The organism is Yersinia sp. 22-579 (assembly GCF_030433455.1).
Classification (GTDB): Bacteria; Pseudomonadota; Gammaproteobacteria; order Enterobacterales; family Enterobacteriaceae; genus Yersinia; species Yersinia enterocolitica.
Genome location: NZ_JAUJTZ010000034.1, coordinates 1 through 1,817, shown reverse-complemented (window position 1 = coordinate 1,817; position 1,817 = coordinate 1). Strand labels below are relative to the sequence as shown.

Below are 1,817 nucleotides of genomic sequence, written 5' to 3'. Positions count from 1 at the left end.
ACAAACTGACCGCCGATATTACCGCCGGTACTGATACCTACACTCTGATGTTCAACTTTGAAATCGGCTTTATTCCCAATGTTACTGAAGCCCAGTGTGCCAGTATCCAGTGTGTTTTTATCGGCTGTTGCGGTAGAAGCAATCACCGCACCATCAAGCTGAGTGTGTTCGCCGACCGTGATATCAAAACCACCTTTGCCCACAAAGATGCCAGTCTGTTCCTGCACACTATCATAATTGCTATGCAGCTTATCGCGGCTCATGCTCAGGTTGACAGACCCCCGCCACCAATGATCGCGACACTGACACCCCCGCTGATACTGGTTTGTTTCGAATCATAGTTATCGCTGTCTTGCTGACTTTGCAGCAGCAGGTCACGGCCCACATCCGCCTTGACAGTTTCGCCACTGACCTGCGTACCTTACAACACGCGGCCACTGGTGATGTCAAGCTGGTTACCGGCGTTGACTGTGGTTTCCGTGTGAGTCACGCCGTTGCCGCTTTCGCTGCCTTTGCCCTTGTTCAGACTGGCGGAGATATTAATGCCCCAGCCGCCCTGACCGGCACCTATTCCTATCCCCAATGAACCACCGCTGCTTTTGTTACTGCCATCCAGCGTCTGGGTCTCTTGGGTGGATTGCATAATCACATCGCGGTTGGCCGGGATGCTATCTTATGATGCTATTCTGGTAGTATTTCCAATAATTGTTTAAACCATAAATAAACAGTTAAATCATCGGCGGAGGGACTGTAATATCCATTATTCTGATAGATAAAGTCTTCAGATAACTCCTGTTCACTGTCCAATATATCTTTTAGCTCTTTTTTTAAAAGACTGATCGTTTCCGGTTGTTCCTTTGCAACAAAATTTCTGATCACATCCTCAGGATTTTGAGCATCATAAACCCAGTCCTGATGAAAGTAAGCACCCAATAAATAGCTGATTTTTTCATACTTCATATATATACCCAATATTACTTCGGATAAGCCGTTTGTATACGATACCCACTAGGCATTAGTGGATCTCTATCAATAACTATGACAATTTTATTTGAATAGTGTGATTCTGTGCTTCCTTTCGGTATCACCCTACCCACATTGAATAATTCTTCGTGCTGTAAAACCAAGCGGTCTTGATTTCCAGCCAGCCAATTAGTCAATTGATCTTTATTTTCTGCAAGACCATTCCCGATGGCTCTTTCAGCCGACTTCATATCACTAAACGTAGAAGAAGCCAGAACTCTAGGATCAGAGTTGAGTCGTGCAATCAACTCAGCATCCGTCTTTCCAACATGCTTTTGCACAGCATGTCCACCAAAGTTATCGTTGTATATTAATGTATTGCCAGTTTCTGCTTTCACAGTGGTTCCCTTTGTCACTGTCAAAAGCGCTTTAGCAAACACATACTGCACCAACTTCGCCTCACTGGTCGGTATACCACTGGCCAGGATTTCCGCTGCTTTTTCTGGTGTCATCGCTTCATGCGACGTCAACACACTGACCGGCACACCAAAAAACTCACCCCAGGCAGTGAGAAGCCTCCTAATAGGATCTTGGCCTTCTGGTGTCTCGCCTTGAGAGTTTTTGAGTAATGCCGCTGTGATTTCATCAGGCGTAGCGCCGCTTTGCCGCATGGAAGCACCGAGTGAGGTCTGTGACATTCCTATGTCTGCCATGCCTTTACCAAAATTAAAGTTATTATTCTCCAGTGCATTCTTCCCAGCTTGCGCCCCAGCAGCAGCATCAGCGGTGCTGCCGCCGGCTAGACCACCGGCCAACCCTGAGGCTAGTGTACCCAGTGCACTGATGGTTTGTCG

The 1,817-nt window shown here is 46.9% G+C and carries 2 protein-coding genes and 1 pseudogene; all 3 read right to left on the bottom strand.

The window, feature by feature from the left end:
* A pseudogene (locus QSV56_RS21850) lies at nt 1-667 on the bottom strand (hemagglutinin repeat-containing protein); the annotation flags it as partial.
* 14 nt (nt 668-681) lie between these two features.
* Nucleotides 682-960, bottom strand: coding sequence for a contact-dependent growth inhibition system immunity protein (locus QSV56_RS21845; RefSeq protein WP_019084430.1), 279 nt, complete (start codon nt 958-960; stop codon nt 682-684).
* Nucleotides 961-974: 14 nt separating this feature from the next.
* A partial coding sequence (locus tag QSV56_RS21840; protein ID WP_301213800.1) for an RNase A-like domain-containing protein occupies nt 975-1,817 on the bottom strand: 843 nt, incomplete at its 5' end.

Coding starts and splice junctions, on each gene's coding strand:
- QSV56_RS21845 (WP_019084430.1), bottom strand. CDS start 960: ATGAAGTATGAAAAAATCAGCTATTTATTGGGTGCTTACTTTCATCAG.